The 26516-nt window shown below is 56.0% G+C and carries 20 protein-coding genes and 2 rRNA genes; 15 read left to right on the top strand and 7 right to left on the bottom strand.

From position 1 onward, the window contains the following. Positions 1–57: 57 nt before the first annotated feature. From Q3Y66_RS01665 to tyrS, 3 genes are all read right to left on the bottom strand, one after another. Positions 58–2948: ribosomal RNA gene (locus Q3Y66_RS01665) — 23S ribosomal RNA — on the bottom strand. 305 nt (positions 2949–3253) lie between these two features. Beyond that, positions 3254–4786, bottom strand: a 16S ribosomal RNA gene (locus tag Q3Y66_RS01660). Together the 16S and 23S rRNA genes form the textbook arrangement of a ribosomal RNA operon. Positions 4787–5241: 455 nt before the next feature. Then, positions 5242–6441 carry a tyrosine--tRNA ligase gene (tyrS, locus tag Q3Y66_RS01655; RefSeq protein WP_008958825.1) on the bottom strand — a complete coding sequence of 400 codons (1200 nt, stop codon included), beginning with the start codon at positions 6439–6441 and terminating at the stop codon, positions 5242–5244. Between the two features lie 145 nt (positions 6442–6586). Here tyrS and Q3Y66_RS01650 point away from each other — a divergent pair, with 145 nt between their 5' ends. Further along, positions 6587–7726, top strand: a complete 1140-nt coding sequence (locus tag Q3Y66_RS01650) for an anhydro-N-acetylmuramic acid kinase (protein ID WP_008958824.1) — start codon at positions 6587–6589, stop codon at positions 7724–7726. Between the two features lie 22 nt (positions 7727–7748). Here Q3Y66_RS01650 and Q3Y66_RS01645 read toward each other — a convergent pair whose 3' ends face one another. Beyond that, a complete protein-coding gene (locus Q3Y66_RS01645) occupies positions 7749–8924 on the bottom strand; it encodes a PilT/PilU family type 4a pilus ATPase (protein ID WP_008958823.1) in 1176 nt (391 codons plus the stop codon). Then, positions 8917–9960 (bottom strand): type IV pilus twitching motility protein PilT, encoded by a 1044-nt coding sequence (locus tag Q3Y66_RS01640; protein WP_008958822.1) that lies wholly within the window; start codon positions 9958–9960, stop codon positions 8917–8919. Before Q3Y66_RS01640 ends, Q3Y66_RS01645 begins: the two co-directional genes overlap by 8 nt. Before the next feature lie 32 nt (positions 9961–9992). Between Q3Y66_RS01640 and Q3Y66_RS01635 the strand changes: the two genes are divergently transcribed. The 6 genes from Q3Y66_RS01635 to Q3Y66_RS01610 all read left to right on the top strand — a co-directional run bounded on the left by Q3Y66_RS01635 (position 9993) and on the right by Q3Y66_RS01610 (position 14599). Continuing rightward, positions 9993–10709: a YggS family pyridoxal phosphate-dependent enzyme gene (locus Q3Y66_RS01635; RefSeq protein ID WP_008958821.1), complete on the top strand. Its 717-nt coding sequence runs from the start codon at positions 9993–9995 to the stop codon at positions 10707–10709. A 54-nt stretch (positions 10710–10763) separates the two neighbouring features. Continuing rightward, positions 10764–11588, top strand: a complete 825-nt coding sequence (gene proC, locus Q3Y66_RS01630; RefSeq protein WP_008958820.1) for a pyrroline-5-carboxylate reductase — start codon at positions 10764–10766, stop codon at positions 11586–11588. Positions 11589–11657: 69 nt separating this feature from the next. Then, positions 11658–12251 (top strand): YggT family protein, encoded by a 594-nt coding sequence (locus Q3Y66_RS01625; RefSeq protein ID WP_008958819.1) that lies wholly within the window; start codon positions 11658–11660, stop codon positions 12249–12251. 69 nt (positions 12252–12320) lie between these two features. Further along, complete coding sequence (locus tag Q3Y66_RS01620; RefSeq protein WP_008958818.1) at positions 12321–13517, top strand: homoserine O-acetyltransferase; 1197 nt, start codon at positions 12321–12323, stop codon at positions 13515–13517. Beyond that, complete coding sequence (metW, locus tag Q3Y66_RS01615) at positions 13517–14110, top strand: methionine biosynthesis protein MetW (protein ID WP_008958817.1); 594 nt, start codon at positions 13517–13519, stop codon at positions 14108–14110. The genes Q3Y66_RS01620 and metW overlap by 1 nt, the downstream gene beginning before the upstream one ends. A 39-nt stretch (positions 14111–14149) precedes the next feature. Then, entirely contained in the window at positions 14150–14599 is a 450-nt protein-coding gene (locus Q3Y66_RS01610) for a DUF4426 domain-containing protein (protein WP_008958816.1), read from the top strand. A gap of 146 nt (positions 14600–14745) precedes the next feature. Here the strand turns inward: Q3Y66_RS01610 and sfsA are convergent, their stop codons facing one another. Together sfsA and Q3Y66_RS01600 are read right to left on the bottom strand one after the other, a co-directional pair. Continuing rightward, positions 14746–15474 carry a DNA/RNA nuclease SfsA gene (gene sfsA / locus Q3Y66_RS01605; protein ID WP_008958815.1) on the bottom strand — a complete coding sequence of 243 codons (729 nt, stop codon included), beginning with the start codon at positions 15472–15474 and terminating at the stop codon, positions 14746–14748. Continuing rightward, on the bottom strand, positions 15474–16634 hold the full coding sequence (locus tag Q3Y66_RS01600) for an aminotransferase class I/II-fold pyridoxal phosphate-dependent enzyme (RefSeq protein ID WP_008958814.1): 1161 nt from the start codon (positions 16632–16634) through the stop codon (positions 15474–15476). Before Q3Y66_RS01600 ends, sfsA begins: the two co-directional genes overlap by 1 nt. A gap of 214 nt (positions 16635–16848) precedes the next feature. Between Q3Y66_RS01600 and dksA the strand changes: the two genes are divergently transcribed. The 8 genes from dksA to panB all read left to right on the top strand — a co-directional run bounded on the left by dksA (position 16849) and on the right by panB (position 26508). After that, positions 16849–17286, top strand: coding sequence for an RNA polymerase-binding protein DksA (dksA, locus tag Q3Y66_RS01595; RefSeq protein ID WP_008958813.1), 438 nt, complete (start codon positions 16849–16851; stop codon positions 17284–17286). A gap of 99 nt (positions 17287–17385) precedes the next feature. Continuing rightward, the gene (gene gluQRS, locus Q3Y66_RS01590) at positions 17386–18297 is read left to right on the top strand and encodes a tRNA glutamyl-Q(34) synthetase GluQRS (protein ID WP_035587119.1); all 912 of its coding nucleotides are present in this window, start codon (positions 17386–17388) and stop codon (positions 18295–18297) included. A 1-nt stretch (position 18298) separates the two neighbouring features. Continuing rightward, positions 18299–18475 (top strand): hypothetical protein, encoded by a 177-nt coding sequence (locus tag Q3Y66_RS01585; RefSeq protein ID WP_008958811.1) that lies wholly within the window; start codon positions 18299–18301, stop codon positions 18473–18475. A gap of 1 nt (position 18476) precedes the next feature. Further along, positions 18477–21425 (top strand): ATP-binding protein, encoded by a 2949-nt coding sequence (locus tag Q3Y66_RS01580; RefSeq protein ID WP_035587118.1) that lies wholly within the window; start codon positions 18477–18479, stop codon positions 21423–21425. After that, positions 21403–22791, top strand: coding sequence for a sigma-54 dependent transcriptional regulator (locus Q3Y66_RS01575; protein WP_008958809.1), 1389 nt, complete (start codon positions 21403–21405; stop codon positions 22789–22791). Before Q3Y66_RS01580 ends, Q3Y66_RS01575 begins: the two co-directional genes overlap by 23 nt. Before the next feature lie 895 nt (positions 22792–23686). Next, positions 23687–25069: a polynucleotide adenylyltransferase PcnB gene (pcnB, locus tag Q3Y66_RS01570; RefSeq protein ID WP_008958808.1), complete on the top strand. Its 1383-nt coding sequence runs from the start codon at positions 23687–23689 to the stop codon at positions 25067–25069. Then, positions 25069–25563, top strand: a complete 495-nt coding sequence (gene folK, locus Q3Y66_RS01565; RefSeq protein ID WP_008958807.1) for a 2-amino-4-hydroxy-6-hydroxymethyldihydropteridine diphosphokinase — start codon at positions 25069–25071, stop codon at positions 25561–25563. Before pcnB ends, folK begins: the two co-directional genes overlap by 1 nt. Before the next feature lie 153 nt (positions 25564–25716). Beyond that, complete coding sequence (panB, locus tag Q3Y66_RS01560; RefSeq protein ID WP_008958806.1) at positions 25717–26508, top strand: 3-methyl-2-oxobutanoate hydroxymethyltransferase; 792 nt, start codon at positions 25717–25719, stop codon at positions 26506–26508. Positions 26509–26516 lie beyond the last annotated feature (8 nt).

Below are 26516 nucleotides of genomic sequence, written 5' to 3'. Positions count from 1 at the left end.
CGTATCCGGTTTTTTTAATGTTACGTCATCATCGCGACCAGACCCCTTGGGTGTTATAGGGTCAAGCCTCACGGGCCATTAGTACACGTTAGCTCAACGCCTTGCAGCGCTTCCACACCGTGCCTATCAACCAGCTGGTCTCGCTGGGCCCTTCAGGAGGCTCTAGGCCTCAGGGATGTCTCATCTTGAAGGGGGCTTCCCGCTTAGATGCTTTCAGCGGTTATCCCGTCCGACCATAGCTACCCGGCAATGCCACTGGCGTGACAACCGGAACACCAGAGGGTCGTCCACTCCGGTCCTCTCGTACTAGGAGCAGCCCTTCTCAAACATCCAACGCCCACGGCAGATAGGGACCGAACTGTCTCACGACGTTCTAAACCCAGCTCGCGTACCACTTTAAATGGCGAACAGCCATACCCTTGGGACCGACTTCAGCCCCAGGATGTGATGAGCCGACATCGAGGTGCCAAACACCGCCGTCGATGTGAACTCTTGGGCGGTATCAGCCTGTTATCCCCGGAGTACCTTTTATCCGTTGAGCGATGGCCCTTCCATACAGAACCACCGGATCACTAGAACCTGCTTTCGCACCTGCTCGACGTGTCTGTCTCGCAGTCAAGCACCCTTATGCTCTTGCACTCAATGCACGATGTCCGACCGTGCTGAGGGTACCTTCGTGCTCCTCCGTTACTCTTTAGGAGGAGACCGCCCCAGTCAAACTACCCACCACACACTGTCCTCGATCCGGATAACGGACCTGAGTGAGAACGCCAATGATGCCAGGCTGGTATTTCAAGGTTGGCTCCCTTCGAACTGGCGTCCAAAGTTCAAAGCCTCCCAGCTATCCTACACAGGCAACATCAGCGTCCAGTGTGAAGCTATAGTAAAGGTTCACGGGGTCTTTCCGTCTAGCCGCGGGTACACCGCATCTTCACGGCGATTTCAATTTCACTGAGTCTCGGGTGGAGACAGCGTGGCCATCATTACGCCATTCGTGCAGGTCGGAACTTACCCGACAAGGAATTTCGCTACCTTAGGACCGTTATAGTTACGGCCGCCGTTTACCGGGGCTTCAATCAAGAGCTTCGCCTTGCGGCTAACACCATCATTTAACCTTCCGGCACCGGGCAGGCGTCACACCCTATACGTCCGCTTGCGCGTTAGCAGAGTGCTGTGTTTTTAATAAACAGTTGCAGCCACCTGGTATCTTCGACCGGTTCGGGCTTAGAGAGCAAGTCTCATCACCCTACGCCGGCGTGCCTTCTCCCGAAGTTACGGCACCATTTTGCCTAGTTCCTTCACCCGAGTTCTCTCAAGCGCCTTGGGATTCTCTCCCTGACCACCTGTGTCGGTTTGGGGTACGGTCGCACATGATCTGAAGCTTAGAGGCTTTTCCTGGAAGCGTGGCATCAGTGACTTCCTGACCGTGGTCAGTTCGTTTCGTGTCTCGGCCTGAAAAGGGTCCGGATTTACCTAAACCCTCAGCCTACTCACTTTCACCAGGACAACCAACGCCTGGCTCACCTAGCCTTCTTCGTCCCCCCATCGCAACCATGTCCGGTACGGGAATATTGACCCGTTTCCCATCGACTACGCCTTTCGGCCTCGCCTTAGGGGCCGACTCACTCTGCTCCGATTAGCGTCGAACAGAAACCCTTGGTCTTCCGGCGAGGGAGTTTTTCACTCCCTTTATCGTTACTCATGTCAGCATTCGCACTCGTGATACCTCCAGCAGACTTCTCAATCCACCTTCATTGGCGTACACGACGCTCCTCTACCGCTCATCCAAAGGATGAACCCGTAGCTTCGGTACCTGGTTTAGCCCCGTTACATCTTCCGCGCAGGCCGACTCGACTAGTGAGCTATTACGCTTTCTTTAAAGGATGGCTGCTTCTAAGCCAACCTCCTAGCTGTCTGAGCCTTCCCACATCGTTTCCCACTTAACCAGGATTTCGGGACCTTAGCTGACGGTCTGGGTTGTTTCCCTTTTCACGACGGACGTTAGCACCCGCCGTGTGTCTCCCACGCGTTACTCACCGGTATTCGGAGTTTGCCTCGGGTTGGTAAGTCGGGATGACCCCCTAGCCGAAACAGTGCTCTACCCCCGGCGGTACTACGTGAGGCGCTACCTAAATAGCTTTCGAGGAGAACCAGCTATCTCCGAGCTTGATTAGCCTTTCACTCCGATCCACAAGTCATCCAAATCTTTTTCAACAGATCCTGGTTCGGGCCTCCAGTTGATGTTACTCAACCTTCACCCTGCTCATGGATAGATCGCTCGGTTTCGGGTCTATATCCAGCGACTGTGTCGCCCAGTTAAGACTCGGTTTCCCTACGGCTCCCCTATACGGTTAACCTCGCCACTGAATATAAGTCGCTGACCCATTATACAAAAGGTACGCAGTCACAGAACAAGTCTGCTCCTACTGCTTGTACGCACACGGTTTCAGGATCTATTTCACTCCCCTCTCCGGGGTTCTTTTCGCCTTTCCCTCACGGTACTGGTTCACTATCGGTCAGCCAGGAGTATTTAGCCTTGGAGGATGGTCCCCCCGTCTTCAGTCAAGGTTTCTCGTGCCCCGACCTACTCGATTTCACATGATCAGATTTTCGACTACGGGGCTATCACCCGCTACGGCCGCGCTTCCCAACGCATTCGCCTAATCAGTCACATGCTTAAGGGCTGGTCCCCGTTCGCTCGCCGCTACTAGGGGAATCTCGGTTGATTTCTTTTCCTCAGGGTACTTAGATGTTTCAGTTCCCCTGGTTCGCCTCGTACACCTATGTATTCAGTGCACGATACCGATCTTATGATCGGTGGGTTTCCCCATTCAGAAATGCCCGGGTCACAGGTTGTTGCCACCTCACCGAGCCTTATCGCAGGCTACCACGTCTTTCATCGCCTCTGGCTGCCTAGGCATCCACCGTGTGCGCTTCATTGCTTGACCCTATAACCCGAAGGAGTCTGGTATCTCGCAATGATCACGTTTCATTTTGCCGGATACGCTGACGCGTATCACAATTTAAGACCACTTCTTGCGAAGTGTTCTTGTCAGCATGATATACATTGTTAAAGAGCGACTGCTATAAGCAGTGATAAGCGTTCTTTCCTATTAAAAAAAGAAAAGACCTTTAAAATTCAAAAGCTATTTTTTCTTTTTAACGTGAAAAAAGAGTCACTTATCACTGCGTATCAACAGCATTCTGATCAGGTAATTCATTGTGGACGCTTACTGACGCGTGACGCATCGTTTAAGGAGGTGATCCAGCCGCAGGTTCCCCTACGGCTACCTTGTTACGACTTCACCCCAGTCATGAACCACACCGTGGTGATCGCCCTCTTGCGTTAGGCTAACCACTTCTGGTGCAGTCCACTCCCATGGTGTGACGGGCGGTGTGTACAAGGCCCGGGAACGTATTCACCGTGACATTCTGATTCACGATTACTAGCGATTCCGACTTCACGGAGTCGAGTTGCAGACTCCGATCCGGACTGAGACCGGCTTTAAGGGATTCGCTGACTCTCGCGAGCTCGCAGCCCTTTGTACCGGCCATTGTAGCACGTGTGTAGCCCTACCCGTAAGGGCCATGATGACTTGACGTCGTCCCCACCTTCCTCCGGTTTGTCACCGGCAGTCTCCTTAGAGTTCCCGACATTACTCGCTGGCAAATAAGGACAAGGGTTGCGCTCGTTACGGGACTTAACCCAACATTTCACAACACGAGCTGACGACAGCCATGCAGCACCTGTCTTACAGTTCCCGAAGGCACACCAGAATCTCTTCCGGCTTCTGTAGATGTCAAGGGTAGGTAAGGTTCTTCGCGTTGCATCGAATTAAACCACATGCTCCACCGCTTGTGCGGGCCCCCGTCAATTCATTTGAGTTTTAACCTTGCGGCCGTACTCCCCAGGCGGTCGACTTATCGCGTTAACTTCGCCACAAAGTGCTCTAGGCACCCAACGGCTGGTCGACATCGTTTACGGCGTGGACTACCAGGGTATCTAATCCTGTTTGCTACCCACGCTTTCGCACCTCAGTGTCAGTGTCAGTCCAGAAGGCCGCCTTCGCCACTGGTATTCCTCCCGATCTCTACGCATTTCACCGCTACACCGGGAATTCTACCTTCCTCTCCTGCACTCTAGCCTGACAGTTCCGGATGCCGTTCCCAGGTTGAGCCCGGGGCTTTCACAACCGGCTTATCAAGCCACCTACGCGCGCTTTACGCCCAGTAATTCCGATTAACGCTTGCACCCTCCGTATTACCGCGGCTGCTGGCACGGAGTTAGCCGGTGCTTCTTCTGCGAGTGATGTCTTTCCTGCCGGGTATTAACCGACAGGCGTTCTTCCTCGCTGAAAGTGCTTTACAACCCGAGGGCCTTCTTCACACACGCGGCATGGCTGGATCAGGGTTGCCCCCATTGTCCAATATTCCCCACTGCTGCCTCCCGTAGGAGTTCGGGCCGTGTCTCAGTCCCGATGTGGCTGATCATCCTCTCAGACCAGCTACGGATCGTCGCCTTGGTAAGCCATTACCTTACCAACTAGCTAATCCGACATAGGCTCATCCAATAGCGGGAGCCGAAGCCCCCTTTCTCCCGTAGGACGTATGCGGTATTAGCCTGGGTTTCCCCAGGTTATCCCCCACTATCGGGCAGATTCCTATGCATTACTCACCCGTCCGCCGCTCGTCAGCATCTAGCAAGCTAGATCTGTTACCGCTCGACTTGCATGTGTTAGGCCTGCCGCCAGCGTTCAATCTGAGCCATGATCAAACTCTTCAGTTTACAATCATTGTGATCCTTACTCGCCTACCTAAGGACTAGCCGAAGGCAGCAAAAGCGGATCAAACTTGGCTCAAGGTTCAAACGAATTCATTTCAATTTACATTGTCATGACCGCTTGCCTTGATATTTGGTGATTTGTCACCAACGTCAGCAAGCGCCCACATGAATTACCTGATCAAATTGTTAAAGAGCTGTTTCGCTGTGTTTGACTGGCGAACCGTTGAACTGGCCTGCCGCAGCGAGGAAGGCGTATTCTACGCATTTCCTGGTGGTTGTCAACCGCTGTGTTTAGCGACTGAAGCGAGCGATAAAAAATGCGCTAACTTCCTGACAAACCAAGGCTTTTACACCTCATTCACCGCTGGCAACGCTAGGCGTCCCCGGCAGCGGATGCGTACTATACGATCTCACTGACGGGTTGGCAATGGGGTTGTTGAAAAATAAGCACAGAAAGTTCAAATAAGTGTCACACGTGCGTAACGTTTCTTACCCGCCTGAATCACATAGCTCTTACCTGTTGCCAGCATGGTGTCTTTGGCAACGACGTCGCCGTCGACTTTAACCCGGCCATTACCCAGCATATCTTTGGCTTGGGCGCTGTTGTTCGCAAGCTCTGCTCTATTAAGCACTGCCGCAATGGGCGCTTGCTCACTGCCTTCGAAATCGACCGTGACTTCCGGCAGATCTTCTGGGAGTTCGCCATCAGCCAGCTGATTACCCGCAGACTTGTGCGCATTGGCTGCTGCTTCATCGCCGTGGTAACGGGCAATCAGCTCTCGCGCCAGCTCCATTTTGATATCCCTCGGGTTCGCGCCCTGCTCAACGCTCTGCTTAAGCGCGTCGATCTCTTCGTTCGATTTCAAAGAGAGCAACTCAAAGTAGCGCCACATTAAGCTATCCGGCATGGAGACCAGTTTGTTGAACATCGAACCCGGCGCTTCATCGACACCAATGTAGTTGCCCAAGGACTTCGACATCTTCTGTACGCCGTCTAACCCTTCCAGCAGCGGCATGGTAATGACCACCTGGGGTTCCTGGCCGAAGTGCTTTTGAATTTCGCGCCCCATTAGCAGGTTGAACTTCTGGTCGGTGCCGCCCAGCTCCACGTCCGCCTCAAGTGCTACCGAGTCGTAGCCTTGTACCAGCGGGTAGAGAAATTCGTGAATAGCAATGGACTGATTGGCTTTATAGCGCTTTTCAAAGTCGTCCCGTTCCAGCATACGGGCAACGGTGCTTTGGGCGGCTAACTCGATCATTTTGGCGGCGGTGAGCTCGCTAAACCACTCGGCGTTAAAACGTACCTCGGTCTTTTCAGGATCGAGGATTTTAAACACCTGCTCTTTGTAAGTTTCGGCGTTGGCTTTCACGTCCTCTTCGGTGAGCGGTTTGCGCGTCACGTTCTTACCGGTGGGGTCACCAATACGACCGGTGAAATCGCCGATCAAAAAGATAACCGTGTGGCCTAAGTCTTGAAACTGGCGCATTTTGGTTAATAACACGCTGTGTCCCAGGTGCAGGTCAGGGGCCGTGGGATCAAAACCCGCTTTAATACGCAGTTTGCGGCCGGAGGCCAGCTTCTTTTTTAACTCATCCTCTACCAGGATTTCATGCGTACCGCGCGATAACAGCGCTAAAGCCTGATCCACCTCACTCATTGCCTCTCTCCACTATAACGAACCGCCCATACCGGGCTCAGGTGATAAATAACCGACGATGTTACCATGCTCGCTCGCCTTGGTTGAGCCTTGGTTTAGCGCTGACCCTGGTTTAGCCTCAGCCCCGCTTTGTACGAGTTTGCTTATGAAAACGCCTAACGCTTCGCCGCTTTACTATATTGGCCTGATGTCCGGCACTAGTCTGGACGGTATTGATGCGGCACTTATCGCTATTGAAAATGAATCGCCGCCGCGCCTATTGGCCACCCATGCCGAACCCATGCCAGATGACCTGCATCGCCAGCTGCTCACGCTGTGCCATGCAGAACAGGTGAGCTTTGCCCAGCTCGCAGCAGCGGAGCACGCGTTTTGCCAATGCCAAGCCCGCGCCGTACAACGCCTATTAGCCCCCCTTTCAGTGAGCGTAGAACAAATCAGCGCCATCGGTAGCCACGGCCAAACCATTGAACACGCTCCCGCAGGCCACGACGGTGGCCCGAGCTATACCTTACAGCTGGACAACCCCAGCCTGTTGGCGGAACTCACAAGCTGCACGGTAGTAGCCGACTTCCGACGTCGAGACCTTGCTGCAGGGGGCCAGGCTGCCCCATTGGCACCGGCCTTTCATCAGGCGCTGTTTGGGCGATCAGACGCGCATCAGTTAGTGCTTAACCTGGGCGGCTTTGCCAACCTCACTTGGCTTTCTAGCCAACCGACCGATCCAGTGATCGGTTTTGATACCGGGCCCGCAAATGTATTGCTGGATGGCTGGTTTGCCTTGCACCAGGGGGGCCGCTTTGATCAGAACGGCGATTGGGCCGCGAGCGGCGAAGTAGATCAGGCGCTGTTAGCTCGATTGCTATCCGAACCGTTCTTCCAGCAGCCGCCGCCGAGAAGCACGGGACGAGAGCTATTTCATATGGGTTGGCTACAAAAATATCTTAGCGGTCAGGAAGCCGCCGCCGATGTGCAGGCGACGTTGGCTGAACTTACGGCAGTGAGTGTCGCCCAAGGGATTGAACAACTGCGGGCCGATGAGGGCCCGCTCACGCTGATCACCGCTGGCGGCGGCGCTCACAACGGCTACTTAATGCAGCGCCTTGCCCATCACTTGCCTCGCGCCACGCTAACTTCGCCATCGGCGTATGGCTGGCCTGAAGACTGGATAGAAGCCGGCGCCTTTGCCTGGCTGGCTCATCAGCGATTGAATCACCTGCCTGGCAACTTGCCTTCGGTCACCGGTGCGCAGGGCCTGCGGGTGCTGGGCGGTATTTATGCTGCATAGCTTTTTGCTGCGTTGCTAACGCTTAGTAATCATCGCCATCGCGCAGGCTTAAATGACTCGGCACCTGTTCGTCCAGCGAGAGGTTACGCGCTCTGGCGTCACTGACGTTGAGCAGCATGCGCAGGTCGTTAGCCGAGTCGGCGTGGGCCATGGCCACCTCTCTACTGATATGCCCCGCCTGATGCAGGTCATGCAGGGCCTGATCAAAGGTCTGCATGCCAGCATCGCGGGACTTGGCCATCGCTGCTTTAATCTCGGCGACTTCCCCTTTACGGATCAAGTCGGCAATGCGCGGCGACTGCAGCATGATCTCAATGGCTGCACGGCGCCCACCCGCAAGCGTGGGCAGCAGTTGCTGAGCAACGACCGCACGCAGATTCAACGAAAGATCCATCCATATCTGCTCATGGCGTTCATGAGGGAAGAAGTGAATGATGCGCTCTAGCGCCTGATTGGCGTTATTGGCATGTAGGGTGGCTAAACAGAGGTGGCCGGTTTCGGCGAAGGTGAGCGCGTGCTCCATGGTTTCCCGGGTGCGGATTTCACCAATCAGAATCACATCCGGCGCCTGACGCAGGGTATTTTTAAGCGCCACCTCAAACGACTCGGTATCAATCCCCACTTCCCGCTGATTCACAATCGCACGCTTGTGCGGGTGCAGGTACTCAATGGGGTCTTCGATGCTGATGATATGACCGCCGACGGTTTCGTTGCGCTGCTGAATCATCGCCGCCAGAGTCGTTGATTTGCCGGTTCCCGTACCGCCTACCACCAGTACCAGCCCGCGTTTGGCCTGAGCTAATTCAGCCAACTGCTCCGGCACGCCTAGCGCCTCCAGGCGAGGAATTTCAATCGCGATGCTGCGTACCACCATCGCCATCTGGTTGCGCTGCTGAAACGCGCTGACCCGAAAACGCCCTTTGCCCTCGCGACTCAGCGCGAAGTTCGCTTCATGCTCACTGGCAAACCGTTCGCGCAACCCTTCCGGCAGCGTGTGGGTGACCAGTTCGTTGACCTGATGGGCAGTTAAACGCTGCTGACCCAACGGCACCAGCCCATCGGGCATTTTCAGGCTTGGCGGCGCACCCACGGAGATGAGCAAATCAGAAGCGTTCTGCTCAACCATAATATCGAGTAGTTGATGCAGCCACTGGGTGGGCGAAAGTTGGGCATCTGGCACGCTATGTTCCTTATTCATCCTTCATCGACAGCGTTCCCTTCGCACTCAGCTGCGCCTCTTCCAAACTAACCGTACCGTCTTTCACTAACCGTGACAGCGCGGCATCCAGGGTTTGCATGCCCAGGCTGCCGCCGGTTTGAATGGACGAATACATCTGCGCCACTTTGTCTTCGCGAATCAAGTTGCGTACTGCCGAAGTGGCGATGAGGATTTCATGCGCCGCCACACGTCCGCCTCCCTGGCGTTTAAGCAGTGATTGCGACACCACCGCCTGGAGCGATTCGGACAGCATCGAACGCACCATGGCTTTCTCTTCGCCGGGAAAGACATCAATGATGCGGTCAACGGTTTTAGCTGCCGAAGTAGTGTGTAGCGTCCCAAGCACCAGGTGCCCCGTCTCTGCCGCAGTAAGCGCCAAGCGGATAGTTTCAAGATCACGCAGCTCACCGACTAGAATCACATCCGGGTCTTCACGCAGCGCGCTACGCAGCGCATCGGCAAAGCTATGGGTATCGCGGTGCACTTCGCGTTGATTAATCAAACAGCGCTTGCTGGCGTGGACAAACTCAACGGGATCTTCAATGGTGAGAATGTGCTCGTAACGATGATCGTTAATGTAATCGATCATCGCGGCCAGCGTGGTGCTCTTGCCCGACCCCGTGGGGCCTGTTACCAGCACCAAGCCACGCGGCAACATCGCTAAGCGCTCAAATACCTCACCAAGCCCCAAGGTCTGCATAGAGAGCACTTGATTGGGGATGGTGCGAAACACCGCCCCTGCACCGCGCGCTTGAGTGAAAGCATTCACGCGAAAGCGCGCAACGCCCGGCACTTCAAAGGAAAAATCAATTTCCAAGTGCTCTTCGTAGTCGCGCCGCTGTCGATCATTCATGATGTCGTAGATCAATTTGCGCACATCGTTATTATCGATAGCGGGCACATTGAGCCGACGAATGTCGCCATCAACACGTATCATGGGCGGCAAACCGGCCGAAAGGTGCAAGTCAGAGGCATTCTGCTTTGCCGAGAATGCTAGCAGTTCGGTAATATCCATCTCTCTTCCCAGCTGCGGTAAGGTGCTTGAGTATGACAGACATCGCGCTTAACGAGTCACTCGGCTCTTCATACGCTCAGGCGCGTGAACGCCTGCGTAACGCATTAGAAGCCGCGGGACGCGCCCAGAATGCAGCCAAGTTGCTGGCGGTCAGCAAGACCAAGCCTGCGGCAATGATTCGCCAAGTTTGGCAGTTAGGCCAGCGTGAATTTGGTGAAAACTATTTGCAAGAAGCGCTAGAGAAGCAGACTGAGCTTGCTGATCTTGACGACATTGTCTGGCATTTCATTGGGCCGCTGCAGTCCAACAAGACCCGCGCGGTCGCCGAGCACTTTGATTGGGTGCACAGCGTTGATCGTCTAAAAATTGCTAAGCGCCTCAGCGAACAGCGCCCGACCCACCTAGCGCCGCTGAATATCTGCCTGCAGGTTAATATCAGCCGCGAAGAGAGCAAGGCCGGTGTGCTGCCAGAAGAGCTGGAAGAGCTGGCCAAAGCAGTCGCCACACTGCCCAACCTGCACTTGCGCGGCTTAATGGCGATTCCCGCCCCGGCGGAAGGCGTAGATGCTCAGCGCCAGCCATTGGCAGCGCTGCGCGAGGCGTTAACCTCCCTACAGAGCAGCTTGCCGAATGCCCCTCTTGATACACTTTCAATGGGCATGAGCGACGATTTAGAAGCGGCGGTACTGGAAGGTGCCACGCTGGTAAGGTTAGGCACCGCGATTTTCGGCGCCCGCCAATCGGCCTAGGCGGGCAGTAGCCTACCTACACACTGAACATACTTTTACTTAAGGACACCTGGTATGGCGAATAACATTACCTTCATTGGGGCTGGCAATATGGCCAGCGCCATTATCGGCGGCCTCATCGACAGCGGCGTCGCGCCTTCTACTATTACCGCCACCGCACCGAGTGATAGCGAACTGGCACCGGTTAAAGCGCGTCTGGGTATTAATACTAATACCGACAACAATGCGGCGGTGGCTGAAGCCGATGTGGTGGTGCTCGCAGTGAAGCCGCAAATCATGCGCACCGTCTGTGAAGCGCTGCGCGACAGCGTTCAGCGCCAGCAGCCGTTGGTTATCTCGATTGCCGCAGGCCTGGATGCCGACACTATCGACCAGTGGCTAGGTGGTAACAACGCTATGGTGCGCTGCATGCCCAATACGCCTTCGCTGGTTGGCTACGGCGCCAGCGGCCTCTACGCCAATGCGAAAGTAAGCGATGAGCAGCGCGATGTGGCCACCCAGCTAATGGAAGCGGTCGGCATTGTCGAATGGGTGGAAGAGGAAGCCCTGTTAGATGCGGTGACCGCCGTTTCCGGCAGTGCCCCGGCCTATTTCTTTCTGATGTTCGAAGCCATGGAAGAAGCCGCCGTTAAACTCGGCCTGCCTGCCGCCACCGCGCGTCGCCTCGCTATTCAAACCGCACTGGGTGCCGCTACGATGGCGCAACAGAGTGATAAAGACCCGGCCACGCTGAAACAGAATGTAATGTCGCCGGGCGGCACCACTGAACGTGCCATTCAACACATGGAAGAGGCACAATTGCGCACCACGATTGCCGACGCCATGCAGGCATGTGCCGATCGCGCCCAGGCAATGGCTAAGGAACTGAGCGGAAAGTGACATAACAGTACTGAAATAACGGTTCAGTAACGCCACCGCCTCGCAACGAATCATCAAGGAGACATAATAATGGGCAATGAATTGGGCAGTGCAGGGTTAATGCTGGTAAATACCCTCATCAATATTTACCTTTTTTTACTGATGCTGCGCTTTCTGCTGCAAGCGTCGCGGGCGGATTACTACAACCCGTTAAGCCAGTCGGTAGTCAAAATCACCCAGCCGGTAGTAGGTCTGTTTCAGGGCTTTTTAGGTCCCGTTGCTGGTCGTTTTGATCTCGCCACGTTGGCGGCAGGCTTTGTCTTGAAAGTCGTCAGCATTGTCGCCATTTTCATGGTTATCGGCGTTGGCATGCCACCCATTGCTGGCCTGCTGATCGCGGGCGTGGCGGCCTTGGCGAATGCAATTTTAAAAATCTACTTCTTCGCCATGATTGTCATGATCATCTTGAGCTGGGTAGCGCCTAACGCCAGCCATCCAGGTGCGCTGCTGGTAATGCAACTGGTAGAGCCGATTATGGCACCGGTGCGCAAAGTGGTTCCATCGCTGGGCATGATCGATCTTTCGCCTATCGTGGTGTTTATTGCCATTAACCTGATTGATGGTTTGGTGGTCGGCTCAATGATTCGTGCGGCGGGCATTTCCGGCGCGCTGGTTGGGTTGTGATGGCGACGGCCAGTGCCTATTTAGCAAGATTCACTCAGTCGCAAACCTTCAGCAGGACTAGCGCCTTCAATGCCTGATTCAGACACTCTTGCCTTTGCAGACCGGCCGACGACATCCGTCGGCCTCGTCACTCCGCACGTAGCACGCTTCGACACGCCCCTCGCACTTGCGTGTGGCAAAGTGCTGCCTGCCTATGAGCTGATTTACGAAACTTACGGCACGCTGAACGCTGAGCGTAGCAACGCCGTGCTGATTTGCCACGCACTTTCAGGCCACCACCACGCGGCGGGCTACCATAGCGAGGACGATCGCAAGCCCGGCTGGTGGGATGCCCATATTGGCCCCGGCAAAGCGATCGATACCAACCGCTTTTTTGTGGTCTCGCTGAATAACCTCGGTGGCTGCCACGGCAGCACCGGGCCGGTCAGCCACAACCCCGAGACCGGTCGCCAGTGGGGGCCGGAATTCCCCATGGTGACAGTGAGCGATTGGGTAGCCAGCCAAGCACGGCTTGCCGACCAACTGGGCATTGAGCGCTGGGCTGCAGCCGTCGGTGGCAGCCTTGGCGGCATGCAAGTCATGCAGTGGACCATGACCTATCCGGAGCGGGTCGCCAACGCGGTGGTGATTGCCGCAACGCCCAGGCTCTCGGCACAGAATATCGCCTTTAACGAAGTGGCTCGCCAAGCGATTCGCTCAGATCCAGAGTTTTTTGACGGCTGGTACGCTGAGCACGACACCGTACCTAAACGGGGGCTAAAGCTCGCGCGCATGGTGGGGCATATCACCTATCTGTCGGAAGACGCCATGGGCAGCAAGTTTGGCCGCGACCTGCGCAGCGACGACCTTAACTTTGGTTTCGACGTCGAGTTTCAGGTGGAATCCTATCTGCGTTATCAGGGCGATACCTTTTCCACCGCTTTTGATGCCAACACCTACCTGCTGATGACCAAGGCGCTGGACTACTTTGACCCGGCGGCCACTCAGGGCGGCGACTTTGCCCAGGCGCTGGCGCCAGCACAGTGTCCGTTTCTGATTGTCAGCTTTACCACCGACTGGCGCTTCCCGCCCTCGCGCTCGCGAGAGCTGGTCGACGCCCTCACCCGTGCAGGCAAGTCGGTGAGCTACGCCAACATTGAGTCGCCCCACGGGCACGATGCTTTCCTACTCTCAGAGCCACGCTACGATGCTATCGTCAGCGCCTTTATGAACCGCGCAGCCCGCGAGCTCAATCTCATCCCAACGGGCGCGGAGGAGACGCCATGATGCGCGCCGATCTTGAACTGATTTACGACTGGGTGCCTAAAGGGGCGCACGTGCTCGATCTTGCCTGCGGCGATGGTGAACTGCTGGAGACCCTGGCACGCAATAAAGGCGTGACGGGCTATGGCCTGGAGATCGACCATGACGGTATTAATGCCTGCGTGGCACGCGGCGTCAGCGTGATTGAGCATAACCTGGACGACGGCTTGAGCAGCTTTTGCGATAACAGCTATGACCAAGTCATCATGACCCAGGCGCTGCAGGCGCTGCGCCGCCCCGATAAGATGCTGGATGAAATGCTGCGGGTCGCCGAAGAGGGCATTATCACCTTCCCCAACTTCGCCTACTGGCGTCACCGTGTTCATTTAGGTTTGCGCGGCTATATGCCGGTCTCCAAGTCGCTGCCACACGCCTGGTACGACACGCCTAATATCCACCTGTCGACATTCAATGACTTTGAGCATCTATGCCGTGAGAAGGGTCTAATGATTGTTGATCGCGCGGTGGGCGTCGGGGACCATCAAGGCCACTGGAAATCACGTCTATGGCCCAATCTGTTTGGTGAAATTGCCATTTTCCGCGTTCGCCGACGTTAGATTTTCATTGCGTTTAAACGTAACCCAAGGAGCCACGACATGTTCCGCAGATTAATGATCAGTGCCGCTCTTGTCGGCACGCTCTTCGCCACTGCGGCGGCCTACGCCGAACAGTTCGCCCTTGTAGGCGACTACGAGATTCACTACAGCGCGGTGAACAGCAGCTTTTTGACCCCAGAGGTGGCCCAAGCGAACAACCTCCAGCGCAGCGCCAACCGCGGCTTGGTCAATGTTAGCGTGCGTGAGCGCCAGGAGGATGGCAGTACTCGCGCCGTCAATGCCAGCGTGCAGGGCCATGTGAGCGGCTTAACCGGGGTTCAGGAATCCCTCAGTTTTCGCACCGTTCATGACGGTGATGCCACTTACCATATTGCACCTTTCACAATGCGTGAAGATGAAGGCATGCGCTTCGAGCTAAGCGTGCGCTATGACCGTAACGCCGCCCCCGAGCCGGTGAACTTTATTCAGCGTTTTTATATTGATCGCTAAGTCGTAACTAGAAACATATAAATTAGCATCCAAAGCGCCGAGGGTTGGTGTAAGCAAGGGTCTTTCGCCATGGATGGCGAAAGTAGCGCCCAGGGAAGGGTTCACAGCGCCCTTGCGTCACCTGCCCTCGGCAAGCTCATGCCACTTTAAAGTCGTACAGGCAGGCTGGTGGTTAACCGCACGCCAATGGGACGCTGTTGCTCCCGCTCCACGTCAATGCCATAGGCAAGCACTTCCACGCCGCTGGCCGCAGCCTCCGCCAGAGCCGCTGCGTACGTCGCATCAATATGCGCAGCGGCGGCTACGTCAGCAATGCCTTCGTGGGCAACACAAAACAGGAGCACTGCCCGTTCGCCCTGCTCCGCCAGTACCCGCAGCGAATGCAGATGCTTGGTGCCACGCACGCTTACCGAGTCCGGAAAGTAGCCGTGGCCATCCTCCTCTTTCAGGGTGACCTGCTTCACCTCGATATACGCCCGCCCCCGCTCTGGATCATCCAGCCTAAAATCGAGGCGGGCATCGGCTACTTTCACTTCCCGGCGCAAGGTGGCATAGCCTGCCAACGGTGCCAAAGCCCCCGCCTCCAGCGCCGCTTCAACAATGCGATTGGCCCGGCCAGTATGCACCGAGGCGAGCGCCACCTGCCCATCAGCTTGCGGCAGCTCGATAAACTCCCAGGTCCAGGCCAGCTTGCGCTTAGGGTTATCGCTGGGTGACAGCCACACACGACATCCTGGCACGTTCACTGCCTTCATCGAGCCGGTATTGGGGCAGTGCGCGACCACCTCACGACCATCATCTAATAAAACATCGGCAAGAAATCGTTTATAGCGCTTGAGCAGTATGCCCGGTACAAGCGCTGGATAGCCCAGCATCACAACCTGCCCACAAAGCGGGCAATCCGCGCCACTGCCTCTTCCAGGCGGGCCACATCATTGGTGAAGGCAATGCGCACATGGTGTTCGCCGCCACGCACGGCAAAATCAATACCGGGGGTAATCGCCACGTTCTCTTCCAGCAGCAGGCGCTCACAAAAGGATTGGCTATCGCGGCTGTAGCGGGAGATATCCAGCCATAAATAGAACGCCCCTTGTGGCGGCAGATCCGGCGCCAGCCCTAAGCTTGCCAAGCCTCTCAATAGCACCTGACGGCGCTCTTTAAGCGTTTCACGGCGCTGTTCGAGAATCCCACGGCATTCCGGCGTAAAGGCTGCCAGCGCGGCATGCTGTGAAGGCGTTGGCGCGGCAAGGAACATATTCTGCGCTAGTCGAGTTAATGGCTCTACCGCATGCTCGGGCGCCACCAGCCAGCCCAGGCGCCAGCCGGTCATGCCGAAATACTTTGAGAAGCTATTCACCACAAAAGCACTGTCGGAGAGCGACGTCGCCGAAAGCGGCACATCGTCGTAGTTAAGGCCCTGATAGATCTCATCGACGATGACCTCGCCTTCACGCTCGGCGACGGCCGCAAGAACTGCCGAAAGCTGTGGCGCACTCAACGTATGACCGGTGGGGTTGGAGGGCGATGCCAGCATCGCCAGGCTCGTCTTCTCGTGCCAATGCTGCGCCACTAAGGCGGCATCCAATTGCCAGCCACTATCACGCCCCACGGATACCGCATCGATTTCAGCGCCAGCTAACGCCATAAAGTGACGGTTGCAGGGGTAGTTAGGGTCGGCCATCAGCACCCACGAGCCCGTTTCAACCAATAGCTGGCTCGCCAGCAGCAATGCGCCTGACGCACCGGGCGTGACCAAAATACGCGCTGGATCTACCGTGGCATTAAAGTGCTCAGCATAGTGCCCGGCAATTGCTTCACGCAGTGCGGGTAACCCTGCCGCGGGGGTATAACGAGTATGACCACTGGTCAGCGCCTGCTGTCCGGCGGCTATAATCGGCTCTGGGGTAGCAAAATCCGGCTCACCGACTTCTAAATGAATCACATCGTGGCCGGCGGCTTCCCGCGCCTGGGCCATTTCCAGTAAATGCATGACCCGAAAAGGGGCAACGTGATCGACACGTGAATTCCAGGCCATAACGGCTCCTTCATCTCATCATTTTAAAATCGAGGGTATTATTAAAATCTAAATAAAACATGGCACTACTTTTTTAGCGCTCAACACAATGGTCGAAATCGCACCATTATGCTTGCAACCCAGCCATTTTTCAGCTAAACAAGCATCCCTTTGGCGTGAGATCGTGACATACGCTCATGGTCGATCAGTAGTCACATATGTAAGGGGCAGTCCCATGCCAGTAGCAGAAAAGAAAACGGAAGCGTCCAAGTCCTTCACCCCGTATGAGCCAGCGCCGGGTGAAGAGTATATGAACGAGCAGCAGCTAGCGCACTTCCGTCAGCTGCTGCTGGATTGGAAACAGGATCTCATGGAAGAGGTGGATCGTACCGTACGCCACCTGCAGGAAGATGCGAATAACTACGCCGACCCCGCCGACCGCGCTACCCAGGAAGAGGGCTTTAGCCTGGAACTGCGCACCCGGGATCGCGAGCGTAAGCTGCTTAAGAAAATTAACGAGACGTTGGATAATATCGATGATGACGATTACGGTTTCTGCGAAGCCTGCGGCGTTGAAATCGGCATCCGTCGTTTAGAAGCTCGCCCCACCGCTACGCTCTGCGTGGATTGCAAGACCTTAGCAGAACTAAAAGAAAAACAGCTTGGCGGCTGAGCGCTAAAAGAACGTTCTATGCGAACGCGGGCACCTTAGGGTGCCCGTTTTTGTTAATGACCTTTTTGCATGACGAAAGCTTCCTACAACGACGCTACTATGAAGAATTCTGCTCGCTATCGTGGCCGCTTTGCGCCTACGCCCTCTGGCCCGCTGCACTTTGGCTCACTGGTCGCCGCCCTAGGCAGCTATCTAGATGCCCGTGCGGCCAATGGGCAGTGGCTGGTGCGTATTGAAGATATTGACCCACCCCGCTGCCCTGAAGGTGCGGCGAGCACCATTTTGCGCCAGCTGGAAACCTTTGGTCTTGAGTGGGACGAGGAAGTCATGTGGCAGCACACCCGTGGCGATGCTTATCAACACGCTTTAGATCGGCTGATACAGCTAGATCTTGCCTACCCTTGCAGCTGTTCGCGTAAGCAGTGGCAGGCGTTTGATATTTACCCTGGCTGGTGCCGCAATGGCGTTTGCGATGCGGATAAACCGATAGCCTGGCGGCTGCGCAGCGACCTTGGCGAGCGCCCTATCCTTTGGCAAGACCGGCTGTTCGGCGAACAGCAGTTTGACCCCGCTGAACTCGGCGATGTGGTATTAAAGCGTAAAGATGGCCTATGGGCGTATCAGCTCGCCGTCGTAGTGGATGACGCCGAGCAGCAGATTACCGATGTGGTACGCGGGCTCGATTTGCTCGACAACACCCCTTGGCAGCGCCAACTACAGAACGCGCTTCAACTGCCGCAGCCGCGCTACCTGCACTTGCCGCTCGTCGTTACCGCTGAAGGGCAAAAGCTCTCAAAGCAAAACCTGGCTCCGGCCCTGGCAGAAGACGAGCAGGAAGTGCGCCAGCAGCTCTTTCAAGCGTTGGAAGCACTTGATCAAACGCCACCCCAGGAACTTGCCTCCGAGCCCCCGGCGACTCAGTTACACTGGGCGGTAGCAAACTGGTCATTGGCACGGCTACGGCCTACGGCACACCGCTTAACTCCCTCTTTACGTTCAGCAGGAGATTGATATGTACGTCTATCGCATCATGCTGTTTTTGGTGTTTGGCGGCTACCTGCTCTCGCCACTGCTGATGAATGGCTGGAGCGACCCTGGGTCTGCCTGGTACCGGCCATTCGCGATATGGGGCGGCTTGATTGCGTTAACCCTCTGGCTGGAGCAGAAGAGGAAGCTTGATGAACGTTGAGATGAACGTTGAGATAGTCGGCGTCCTACTGCTTGGGCTGGGTTACCTGGCGCTGCTGTTTGGCTGCGGTTTTGCGGTAGAGCGTGGCTGGGTGCCAGTGCATATTACTCGCCACCCGATTGTTTACACACTTGCTCTGGGCGTTTATGCCAGCGCCTGGGCAATCTATGGCAGCGTGGAGATGGCTGCCAACGCGGGGTTTGGCTACCTTGCCTACTACCTCGGCGCGGCGGGTGCTTTTTTGCTGGCGCCCGTACTGCTGGTACCGATCCAGCGCATCACTCGTACCTACCAATTAACGTCGCTGGCAGACCTATTTGCCTTTCGCTTTCGCTCGCGGTGGGCGGGCACACTGGTGACGTTAGTCAGCCTGTTAGCAGTACTGCCACTGCTGGGTATTCAAGTACAAACCTTGAGTGATGCCATCGACATCATGACGGCTAGCCAAGCAGGCGGCAGCATTGCGCTCCTTTTTTGCATCATCATTGCCGCTTTCGCCGTGATATTTGGCGCCCGCCATAGCCAATCCCATGGTCGGCACGACACGCTGCTCAGCGCTATCGCCTTTGAATCCATCGTTAAACTACTGGCCATGCTCGGGCTCGGTGCGGTGGCCCTGTGGATGGTATTTGACGGCCCCGGTGATCTTCAGCTGTGGTTGGAGGGCCCTGGGGCCGTTCTTCAACAGCAGACGCCCAAACTTGACCCTGCCCAGTGGCGCACCCTACTGCTTCTGTTCTTCGCTGCTGCGTTTATGATGCCGCACCTATTTCATATCAGCTTCGCGGAAAGCCTATCGCGGCACACCCTGCTACAAGCCAGCTGGACGCTACCGCTGTTTCTTCTGCTAATGGCGCTGCCCGTGCCGCTGATCTGGTGGGCCGCTCAGTCAGTTAATCCTGACATACCCATCGCTGCCTATGCCGCCTACTTGATGACGGAGCACTGGTGGGTCGGCGCGCTGGCATTTATCGGCGGACTAGCCGCTGCCAGTGGTACCATGATTATGATTGCGCTGGCGCTCTCCGGCATGGTGTTGAATCACATTGTGCTGGTGGCAAGACCGCCTGAAGCACGTAGTGACCTCTATGGTTGGCTACTATGGCTGCGACGTGGCTTAGTCGTTGCGGTGATTATCGGTGGCTGGCTGTTTTATCAGTGGGTAGGCCGCTACCACGGCTTAATTGGCCTGGGACTGGCGGCCTTTGTAGGCATGGCCCAGTGTCTGCCCGGCATGCTAGCGCTACTTTATTGGCCTGGCGCTAACCGTAAAGGCATGATTGTTGGCTTGGTCGCAGGCGTCAGTATCTGGCTGTGGGGGTTATGGCTGCCGCTTATACTTTCACTGCCTCCGCCAGTGCTGCTCTTCACGCCGTTCACGGCTGCCGATGCGCCACTGTGGTACAACGTCACGCTGGTATCGCTCGCCGTCAATATTTTGCTGCTGATTGTGATCTCGCTATTTACGCGTATCTCCGAAGGAGAACAATCCGCCGCGGAGGCATGCTCGGTTGACGCGGTGATCCGCTCCAAACGCTTCCCATTAGAAGCCGCCACCGCTAGCGACTTTTCCACCCACTTAGCCCAAGCACTTGGCGATGAAGCCGCCAGCCGTGAAGTCGCCCGCGCCTTGAAAGCGCTCAACTTAACCCCTCAAGAGCGCCGCCCCTACGCGCTGCGTCGTTTACGCGACCGCATTCAGGCCAACCTCTCGGGCCTAATGGGGCCCTCGGTAGCGCGAGACATCGTCGACCGTTATCTGCCCTACCGTCACGACGACACTCCGGAAACCGACGACATTCACTTTGTCGAAAGCCGCCTGGAAGCCTACCGCTCACGGCTAACAGGGTTAGCCCGTGAACTCGACGGCTTGCGCCGCCATCACCGCCAGACGTTGGCCTATTTACCGGTGGGGCTTTGCGTATTGGGCGATGATGATGAGCTGTTGATGTGGAACCAGGCGCTCTCGCAACTTTCAGGTATTAGCGGTGAAAGCGTGATCGGCTCACGCCGCGACAGCCTACCCGCACCGTGGCCAAGTTTGCTGGGCAGCGTGCTTGAGACAACATCAACGCCACTCTACAAACAGGCTGTCACGCTACACGGCAAGGATTACTTCCTTACGCTGCACAAAGCCATTCTCAGCGGCCACGACAGCCGTGGCGGTAGTGTGATTCTGATTGAAGACCATACCGAGATGAAGTGGCTGGAAGATGAGCTGGTGCATGCGGCGCGGCTCGCCTCAATCGGCCAATTGGCCGCCGGGGTCGCCCATGAAATCGGTAACCCCATTACCGGCATCTCGTCCTTGGCCCAGAACCTACGCTACGACACCGATGACCCCGCTCTGCTGGAAACAGCCGATCAGATTCAGCAGTTGACCCAGCGGGTGACTAAAATCGTCAACTCGCTGGTCGGCTTTGCCCACGGCGGGCGTCAATCGGTGCCGCTCCCTACCTCGCCGGTCGCGCTTTCATCGATTAGTGAAGATGCGTTGCACTTGATCCACCTCGCCCGCTCGGGAGAGGATGTTACTTTAACCAATGAAACGCCCGACGACTTGGTGGTTCGCGGCGATGCTCAGCGGTTAACCCAGGTCATGGTCAATTTACTTAGCAATGCCCGAGATGCCTGCGGCCAAGGCGGGCTAGTGCATATTGACGCCGGGTGCGATGACCAGCTCGCCTGGTGGCGAATAACCGACAACGGCCAGGGAATTGATCCCCGGGTGCGCGACCACTTATTTGAGCCATTTACCACTACCAAGCCAGCAGGTGAGGGTACCGGCCTGGGTCTTTCATTGGCTTATCAAATTATCAATGAGCATCAGGGTAAAATAGACGTGGCCTCGCCACCGCCCGGACAGCCTCGCGGCACTGCCATTACGTTATGGCTGCCGCTTTACCAACAGGATAATCAGCCAGCTCATGCCAAGGATTCTGATTGTTGAAGATGAAGCGATTATTCGCAGCGCGTTAAAGCGACTACTGGAACGCAACGACTATACAGTCAGCGAAGCAGGCAGTGCTGAGGAGGCCTGCCAGCTTGAACTCACAGGGTTTGATCTCATCATCAGCGACTTGCGCTTACCGGGCGAGCCAGGCACTTCCTTAATTGCCACATCAGCCCCCGTACCAGTGCTGATCATGACCAGCTACGCCAGCATGCGCTCTGCAGTGGAGGCGCTCAAACTGGGGGCCGTGGACTATGTGGCTAAGCCGTTTGACCACGCCGAGCTGCTGGAAACCGTTGAGCGTATCCTGCACAAGCAGTCAAACCAGCAGAGTCCGCCGCCGGATATCACTGATGCAGGTGGTGGACGACAAACCATGATCGGCAACTGCGTTGCCATGCAGCAGGTTTACACCCGCATTCGTAAAACCGCACCAGCGGATGTCACCGTCTTGATCCTCGGCGAGTCGGGCACCGGCAAAGAGCTCGTGGCACGTGCTATTCACCAACAAAGCAAACGGGCCAAAGCGCCGCTCATCAGCGTGAACTGTGCAGCGATTCCCGAAACGCTGATTGAATCCGAGCTGTTTGGGCACGAAAAAGGCGCTTTTACCGGCGCCAGCGCGGCGCGCACCGGCCTGGTGGAAGCTGCCGATGGCGGCACGCTATTTTTGGATGAGATTGGCGAGCTACCGCTAGATGCCCAGGCGCGTCTGTTACGCGTACTGCAAGAGGGTGAAATCCGTAAAATTGGCTCGGTCGAAACCCGCCACGTTAACGTCCGCTTGATTGCCGCTACCCACCGGGACCTGCGTGCGCTGTCAAAAACCGGCGAGTTCCGCCTCGATCTTTATTACCGCCTGAACGTGATGCAGATCGAGCTTCCGCCGCTGCGCGAGCGTGAAGATGACGTGCTGGAGATCGCCGACATTCTGCTCGATAAGGCGTGTAAGCGTCACGAACGCACGGGGCTGCGCCTATCCCGTGCAGCCCGCCAAGACCTGCGTGATTACCCCTGGCCGGGCAATGTACGTGAGCTGGAGAATGCCCTGGAACGCGGGGTGATTCTTGCTGAAGGACACTTGATACATCCGGATGACTTGGGCCTGGCGCCCATCGCCGCTCGTCCTCATGCGCCATCCAATAGCACCTCGGCTACCGGTGGCAGCCCAGAAAAAATCACTGAAGAGAATGAAGATGACCTCTCCTTAGAAGATTATTTTCAGCATTTTGTGCTCGAACATCAGGATCAAATGAGTGAAACCGAGCTGGCGCAAAAACTTGGTATCAGCCGGAAAAATCTTTGGGAACGGCGCCAACGGCTTGGCATACCGCGTAAAAAGACCGCTCGCCGCCCAGGTTAAAGGCTTAGGTAACGGCTTTAAGCTCTCTCTAAGACTATCGTCTAATACACTGATTTAAATAAGAAATTATCCATTCGTGGCGACGTCGGCACTGTTACCTTCCCACACAACAACATGCACAAACGGCCGCAAAAGGGGTAACACTTCTCGGGCTGCAAAGTTCCTCTTTATTTTAAAAAACGCCAACCTTTTGAAATTTATAATTTATCCAACAGGTGGCACACCGCCTGCAGTATTACTGGGTAAGAAAAACAAACTGGGCATAGCGGTAGGTCGCTAACAAAAACAACATGACCTCGCCCCAACCTGAGCCATAACAAAAACAACAGGGCCAGGTAGAGATAAAGGTACTAATAATAACAACAGGCTTGAGTCTCATTACTTGCTGGCGCAGGCAACACAGGCGCCGCAAACAAAAATAAAATTAGCAAGTAGCCCAAAAGGACGCGACGTACACAACAATTTGCATCCTAACAACAACAAAAGCAGTCAGTGTGTACACCCCGGCGCCAATAATAATTACCCGGGGGGAGAATAGTTCGCGGTTGGATTATTGTTTTGAATACGAGGCGGTCGGAACCATCGTGATCCTTACGCCTACCGACTGCGGTGCGTATTCAGGGCGATGTGCCATCATGAAGAAAAACAGCAGCAGGGATGCTGATTAATAGCTTAATAGGGGAGGCTCTCTTAGCCTCCCCTTTCCGTGTCTGGCGCTTGAGTTTACACATGTGAGCGTCAAGTGCTTCGCAAGCCGCTCTTTTCAAGTTTCAAGCCACTCTTTGCAAGCCATCAAGGGTCGGCTACACTCAGCCACTAATTGTTTATGTTCAGTGCTCGTTTGAAGTACTTACTAATGACTATCTTTTCGTACCCTGCGAGTTGAAATTATCGCATGTTTAAAGGATTTACCCGTTTCCTACACAGCCCGGGGGAGCATTTGAAAACCTTGCTCGATCCCCAAGAGAGCACCACCACCGCCCTCTCTCCACGTAATATCCCACGGTCCGAGCATCCTGTTTCTCGCCAGCATATTAGTGATGCCGCGTTAAAAGTGCTCTACCGCCTTAGCGGCGCAGGGTTCGATGCCTATTTGGTGGGCGGCTGCATCCGTGACGCACTGCTGGGCAAAATGCCCAAGGATTTCGACGTTGCGACGAATGCCACCCCCGAACAGGTTCGTGATCTGTTTCGTAACTCACGCCTGATTGGCCGCCGTTTTCGGATTGTCCACGTGCGCTTTGGCCGAGAGGTCATCGAGGTCACCACCTTCCGTGGCAAACCCCAAGACGAGCATGGCGATCATATCGCCCATCAGTCCGATGAAGGTTTACTGCTGCGTGACAATGTATGGGGCAATATCGAAGAGGATGCGCTGCGCCGCGACTTCACCGTTAATGCCCTCTACTACAATATCGCCGATTTTAGCATCACTGATTTTGCCAATGGCGCCGAGGACATCAAGACCCGCACGCTGCGACTGATTGGCGACCCCGCGACCCGTTACCGTGAAGATCCGGTTCGGATGCTTCGGGCAGTTCGCTTTGCGGCTAAGCTCGACTTTACGCTAGACCCCGCCACCGAAGAGCCAATGTACGATCAGGCGCCGCTGTTGCTGCAGATTCCCCCTGCGCGGCTATTTGATGAAGTGCTCAAGCTGTTTATGTCGGGCCACGGCCTGGTGACCTTCCGACTGCTTAGCCACTACGGCTTGTTCGGCATGCTCTTCCCTGAGGCTGAAGAGGCCATGGCGGATGCCGCCTGGGCCGAGGAACTGATTGAACAAGCGCTGACAAACACCGATAAACGCATTGCTGAAGAGCGCCCTGTCACTCCGGCCTTTCTATTAGCAGCGTTTCTATGGGCGCCGGTCAAACAGCGTCAGGAAGCGCTGGAACAAGAGGGCATGCCGCCCATTCCTGCCCTTCAGGCAGCCGCTCAGCAGGTGGTCTCTCGCCAGTTAGAGTTCACATCGATTCCCAAGCGCTTTGGTATTCCCATGCGTGAAATCTGGGAATTGCAGCAGCGCTTGCCCCAGCGACGCGGTAAAAAAGCCTTTCAAACCCGTGAGCACTCACGATTCCGAGCGGGCTACGACCTGCTCCTGTTGCGCGAACAGGCGGGTGAAATTCCGCGCGGCTTAGGCGACTGGTGGACCGCGTTTCAGCGTGGTGATGAACACGAACAGCGCCGCTTGCTGCAAAAAGTCGGTGGCGACCCGGCGAGTCAAGGTGATGGTCGGCGCAAACGGCGGCGTAAGCCGCGTACAACAGAGTAGTGGGCGCTCCTACCCAGCTCGCCTATATCGGCTTGGGTAGCAATCTTGAGTCGCCCGTAGAGCAGCTTCGCGAGGCGCTTAAAGAGCTTGCTACGCTGCCGCTGAGCCGTTTGTTGGCGGCGTCATCACTGTATGCCAGCCGCCCCGTGGGACCGCAAGATCAGCCGGACTTTATCAATGCCGTGGCAGCGCTGGAAACACGCCTTTCGCCACTGGCCTTGCTCGACCAGCTGCAGGCGCTGGAACAACAGCATCGCCGCCGTCGCCAGCGGAATTGGGGTCCCCGCACGCTTGACCTTGACCTGCTGCTCTACGCCAACACCGCTATCGACGTGCCACGCCTACAAGTTCCCCACCCGCAAATGACCGCCCGCGCCTTTGTACTGCTACCGCTCGCAGAGATTGCGCCCTCACTCAACCTCCTCCAACAGCCGCTATCAGTATGGCTTAAACGCGTTGAAGACCAAGGATTGGAACGACTCTCCGACGCCTAGCGTGCGCTCAATGCTACCATCTGACACATATCTCGACACCGACACCCCATTCAGGTAACAATTGCCGGTTACGCCACTTCGCGCATGCAGGGATGCCGCGTCAATAATGGCCGCTGCCTATGTCGCAGTGGCCTTGTATAAAGAGAGCACGCCATGAAAACCGTCACTCTAAGCACGCTGCAGGCCTACAAGCAGGCTGGCGAGACGTTCAGTTGCCTGACTGCTTACGATGCCTCCTTTGCCCACGCGGCAAGCCAAGCAGGTATTGATGTACTGTTGGTCGGTGATTCGCTGGGCATGGTATTACAAGGCCATAACAGCACTTTACCGGTCACTATTGATGACATCGTTTACCACACCCGTTGTGCAGCGCGGGGTAAAGGCCACAGCTTATTGATGGTGGATCTGCCGTTTATGAGCAACGCCACTACTGAGCGTCTGCTGGAAGATGCCGGTGCTGTCATGCGTGCGGGTGCGGAATTAGTCAAACTGGAAGGCGAAGCCTGGATGGCCGATGGCATTCGTGAATTGACTCGCCGCGGCGTACCGGTCTGCGCCCACCTTGGCTTAACCCCACAAACCGTGCACCAGCTAGGTGGTTATAAAGTGCAGGGCCGCGATGCTGCTCACGCCGAGCGAATCATTAACGATGCTAAAGTGCTTGTCGAGGCGGGCGCTTCGGTAATTCTGCTCGAGTGCGTTCCCGCCAGACTGGGCAAAGCGGTCACCGAAGCGCTGGATGTGCCGGTGATCGGCATTGGCGCAGGTCCCGACACCGACGGTCAGATTTTGGTGATGCACGACGTGCTCGGCGTTACCCATGGCCGCACCCCTCGCTTTGTGAAAAACTTTATGGTTGATGCTGACAGCATACAAACAGCCTTTCAGCACTACCACGAAGCGGTCAAATCGCGTACGTTCCCGGCCCAAGAGCACTGTTTTTAAAGACCATT

Origin of the sequence: Halomonas sp. HAL1 (assembly GCF_030544485.1) — a bacterium.
Lineage (GTDB): Bacteria > Pseudomonadota > Gammaproteobacteria > Pseudomonadales > Halomonadaceae > Vreelandella > Vreelandella arctica.
The sequence above is the reverse complement of the archived record's forward strand: the minus strand, read 5'-3'. Positions and strand labels throughout refer to the sequence as shown.